Source organism: Pseudoglutamicibacter albus (assembly GCF_022346425.1).
In the GTDB taxonomy this organism is placed as follows: domain Bacteria; phylum Actinomycetota; class Actinomycetes; order Actinomycetales; family Micrococcaceae; genus Pseudoglutamicibacter; species Pseudoglutamicibacter albus.
In genome coordinates, this window is record NZ_JAKRCW010000024.1 from 1 (window position 1) to 4684 (window position 4684).

The 4684-nt window shown below is 53.5% G+C and carries 6 protein-coding genes; all 6 read right to left on the reverse strand.

Features of this window, described 5'->3' with window-relative positions; all coding sequences use genetic code 11:
- Positions 1–1361 precede the first annotated feature (1361 nt).
- A complete protein-coding gene (locus MHJ63_RS09750) occupies positions 1362–2159 on the reverse strand; it encodes a hypothetical protein (RefSeq protein WP_239447302.1) in 798 nt (265 codons plus the stop codon).
- Positions 2147–2641, reverse strand: a complete 495-nt coding sequence (locus MHJ63_RS09755) for a hypothetical protein (protein ID WP_239447303.1) — start codon at positions 2639–2641, stop codon at positions 2147–2149. Before MHJ63_RS09755 ends, MHJ63_RS09750 begins: the two co-directional genes overlap by 13 nt.
- 99 nt (positions 2642–2740) lie before the next feature.
- Positions 2741–3238, reverse strand: coding sequence for a hypothetical protein (locus tag MHJ63_RS09760; RefSeq protein WP_239447304.1), 498 nt, complete (start codon positions 3236–3238; stop codon positions 2741–2743).
- Positions 3235–4068, reverse strand: coding sequence for a hypothetical protein (locus tag MHJ63_RS09765; RefSeq protein ID WP_239447305.1), 834 nt, complete (start codon positions 4066–4068; stop codon positions 3235–3237). The genes MHJ63_RS09760 and MHJ63_RS09765 overlap by 4 nt, the downstream gene beginning before the upstream one ends.
- Positions 4069–4398: a DUF6507 family protein gene (locus MHJ63_RS09770; protein WP_239447306.1), complete on the reverse strand. Its 330-nt coding sequence runs from the start codon at positions 4396–4398 to the stop codon at positions 4069–4071.
- 65 nt (positions 4399–4463) lie between these two features.
- Positions 4464–4684, reverse strand: a 221-nt coding sequence (locus MHJ63_RS09775; RefSeq protein ID WP_239446957.1) for a pore-forming ESAT-6 family protein, incomplete at its 5' end; no start/stop codon positions are given.

Genomic DNA, 4684 nt, shown 5'->3' on the forward strand with positions numbered 1-4684 from the left:
ATTCGACCCAGACGTCTTCTGATTCAACGTAGCCAACGTCTGCGAACCCATATCAAACTTCATAAAACTATTCCCTTCAAAAACCAATACAACCAACACATCAACCCAAACCCCACACCCAAAACCAGGCGCGAAACCCGAGCCAACGCACGCCATCCTAACCCGCACCACCACCAGAAAACACCCCAAAAACCCGAATCTGGTGAATGTTGAATTCAAATTAACCAAACTCCAAGCGCAGTAACAGGAGTGCGATAGCTACCCCTTAGTAACCAAGGAATTATGTGTTGCGGGAGCGGATGTGTTCGCGGAGCTTTCGAACGCGATTTTCAGTCCGGCGATAGCCGTGTCCCATGCATCTCGACGTCACTTCACTACCCTTTTAGGCACTAAGGGATAAGGCAATGGAACACCAGTGCGAGTCATGCCTAGCTTCAGGCTGAAGTGTCCTGGGTTTAGTGGGCACCTCGCCTAAAGCTGGATTGACGTTATACCCGGGAAGTGTTCCATCGCGTCTAAGGAAGAGGCTGCCCTTTAGGTCGTTGCTGGCTTGGTGCCATGAAAGCTCTTCGACGCGTGATCGTTCCGAGGCATCCGGTGGCGGGACAGTGGAAGAAAGACTCAAGCGATTACCTCGGGAGAGTCGAAGACTCAGACCTGCTAACGGGTCCCCTAAGACTGCTTCGGCTTTTTCGCAGCGAAACTCGACCGCCCCACGACCAAATGATCTCCTATATGGATATCTACAAGGAGGAATTTAGGTCGAGGACATCTGCAACCCCAGAATGTCCGTATCAGATGTTCGTGCAACTACAGTTTTATCCACGCTAGGTTTGGAACGTATGAACCATTGGATGAATGAGACCAAACTGGAGATCGAAACTTATGTCCTCAGAGGGACAGGCGTTACGTTTCCAGAGCTTTTTCTAAGCAACATGACGAGCACCTGGTATCTATTTCCGCTAATCCAGGTGAGGCAGCTCGTTGGTGGCATTGGCAAAATAATAGGTGTTTGCCTGGTGAAGGCTGGGTTTCTTTCATCCTTAATGGGGTTCAGATCATTCCGATGGATGCGTGGACAAACGTCGACATTTTCTGGCAGGAACTACTTACCACTCTTGAGAGTTATGCATCCACCGGTAGGGGCCAAGGGGAGTTTAGCGAGGAAACAGCAACCTTCTCCCTCGTCAAGAGGGGAACGGTAGCTGTTTTTGAACTGCTCCCTCAACACCAACGGATAAGGAGGCGAAACACTAGCCAGCCCGAGACAACCGATAAAGCCAATATCTATACCAGCAAACATTGGCATTTACGCAAACCGGCGTCCCACCACCTGCGGCACATCCAGTGGAGTGAGGTGTTCAGTCTCTGTGTGCGTCGGCTTCTTCCTGCCATGAAGCGATCACCGGTTCCGGTGGCAGCACCTCCATAGCGCGGAGGAGGATGTACCAGCCGGGCGCGGGCTCGAGATGGTGCTCTTTACGCAGCATCTGGCGCTCCGTGTTATGCAGAAGGTAGCCGTGCGGCGTATCAAAGTAGACGACGCTCGCGGTCTCGTCGCGATCTCCGCTTTCCCACTCACCCATGATGGAGATGATCTCGTATTGACCGTCCACAAGGTCTTGGGCCATCCCAGGTTGCACGTGAGCAACCGAGTCAGCGAGTGCTTTCGTAGACGCAGCTAGCTCGGAAGACGGTAGACCATCAGGCTCGAGGAGCTTGAGAATATCCTTCTGCTGGATCACGCCGTATCCCGGCTCATACTCTCGTGGGAAGTCGCGCCGCCCCAAAACCATGCCATCGATCAGGAGCGTGAATCGGCTATCGAGGCTTGCGGCACTCATCGTCACAACACTTTCGGTGTGATTCTCGACCGCAAAAATAACGCCTCGCGGGCCGGTCCACATATACACCTTGTTTTCGGTTCCATCCGGACGCAGCCGCCGAACCTGCATGAAGCTTCGACGGGTCGTGTAGATGCCCCAAAACTGTGCATACGGAGCTTGAGCCTCACCGTTCGCTAAAACACACTCATCGGCTACGTCATAAAGCGTGGGACCGTCACCTTCGAATTCGCCGCGCAGTAGTCGAAGGAACTGCTCGCGGGGCAGAACGATTGCGAACTGTTGTTCCTCTTGATTAGTTTCTAGACTGTCCATTCGAAATCCTTCGCCCATGCGTATGCAAGGTCTGCCCACACTGAATAGTCAGCAGTGGGGAACGTGATGGCAAAATTCACTTCTAGGCCGGAGCGTAGTGCGTTCCACTGATACAGCATCAGCGGTGTCCCTTCCTCATTCCGGTAGGAAGATACGCGCAAGACGGCCGCGCTATCCTCACCTAGCGTGTCCCAGCTGAGGTGGATGTTGCGGTATTCAGCCAGCTGATCCGCTAGCCCAGCATCCGTGGCGAGGATCTCGCGGTAAAAGTCTTCATCGTTATCGTGGCGATGATCGTAGGCTCTCTGAATCACCACAATGTTCGGACGGAAACGGCTACTGCCCCACGCCTCTGACCCCATATAGATGAACACTCCTTGATCACTACCGGAGGTGTCCATCTCCCAGTCTTGCGGGATGGGGAGCCTGAACCGTGCATCACGATGCTCTGAGAGCGTGAACTCAATCTCTGGGTTATGCATGAGCTAGGTTGTCCTCTCTTCCATCCGACGCTCTTTCAGCCCCAATCACCTCGTACCTGGCTGCTGCAGACTCGACGGAATCGCTGTCCATGTGATCGATCACAGTCGATTCTTCACCCATGACACGCCATCTTTGGCCTTATCGCCTACCCAGCCACCAGCTAGACCGCCGGCTGCGCCACCCACAGCTCCACCGACGATAGCGCCCGCTGCAGTTCCGATGCCAGGGCCGAAGAACGTACCGACCGCGGCACCTACCGCAGCTCCACCCTTAGCACCAGCCAAAGCACCACCTACGGTGGTAGCGGTCGTTGCAGCCGCACGAGTCGCCTTTTCGCCGTTGCCCATGCTCGGATACTTCTTCGAGTCTTCCTGCCAGCTCGTGGCAAGCGAAGTCCCCGCAGCAACAGGAATAGCTACACGACCACCCCACTTGCTGGCTACTTGGAGCTTCTTTTTGGTCGCTGACTGGTTAGGGTTAGCCTTTCGATTATTCACATCACCGAGCTGGGCCACGGTTCGTGCCGTGAATATGCGCACCCCGTCTTTGAAGTTAGCAGGGCTACGTGTGTAGTTACCCGGATGTTCGCTTGTCATGAAGGAAGTTCGATTCGATCCCTTTTTACCGATACCAGGAGTGATTCCTCCCAACCAGTAAGTCCCCTGATTACGCGCGCGCCTATGGGGCCGCTCATAGCAATCCGTTGTAAGCCACTAGGCAACCAGTTATTTCGAGGCTGGATCGTCGTGTACTTAGCCGAAGCAAGTATTATGGATTTTTCAAAGGTACTTACACTGACCGCTAGGCCTTGCAATATGTGGCCCCCTGGCCCTGCAAGACCATTCCTTCCGAGAACATCATCGACCAGTCCTTTAGCGAATGTGCCGGTAATACTAGTCTTGCCGCCTCCGGCACCTTCTTTCGCCCTGGGTGCTTTGTCTTTGGCATCAGAAGCATCATTTTCATCGATGCTGACTGCTAACAGACGGTCCCGGCATCGATTCTGGATATCGTCTTTATCCTCTGCCAGCGAAATAGCTTCGGTTTCGATTTCCTTTCGAAGCTTCTCCTTATCCTCCTGCCCGGATTCATCGTCATCATCCGGATCCATCGCCTTATAGTCATTAATTTTGTCTATGAGTGCCTTGCGGCGCTCCTTTAGACCGTCAAGGTCAGAGGCATAATCATCTAGGGCAGACTTGATCTTATCGCCGGCGTCATCAAAGTCGCCAACAATCTTATGCGGAGCATCCATAGCCCCTGACACGGTAGGCGCCTCCGGAGCCGCATAGTGGTCTTGAATTGGACTCCAGCCTTTACGGACCACCTGCATGGCATCTGCAGCGTCGTTAAACTTTGACCGAACATCAGATGCCTTTGCCCTAATTTCGCCGGGATCATCGAGATCAACAACAGCAAAACTCACTTACCCCACCCCCGGCATGTCTGGACTACCCGGCGCAGAACCGGCATTAGAAGACATTGTCTGATCACCCTGCGCATAGGAATCTAAAGCATCACTGGTGGAACCAGTCGCGGTACGGACCTTAGACATCACTGTGTCTGCAGCAGGCGTAACAGCACCCTCTTTGACAGCGGTCACCGCACCAGCGACGGCATTTGAATGCTTCAGCACGTTTCCAAGGTCGTCCAACGCGGATTTAACATCCTTCAGGGCATCATCCAAGTCTTGAGCATTTTCCTGCGTCGCTTTGACGGTCTTGGACGCACCCGAATGAACAATCGAATAGTACATGTGTCACAGCTTTCTGAAAGAACAGTCCATCCAACCCCCAACACAAAGGAGGGGTACGCCTATGGCTAGCCGATATTCGCTACAGCATTACGAGCACGCGACTGCGTAGACACAGCCGTCTCATCATTACTAGCCAACGTCTCACGCACCAAACTAATAATCCCGCGCACCTCATTCGAAGCGTTATGCCACCGCTTCTCAACATGCTGATACTCAGCATCCACACCATCCATCTGAAAATCAGACATCGCCTCAGCCACCTGAGCATCACGCTCACCAATCAAGG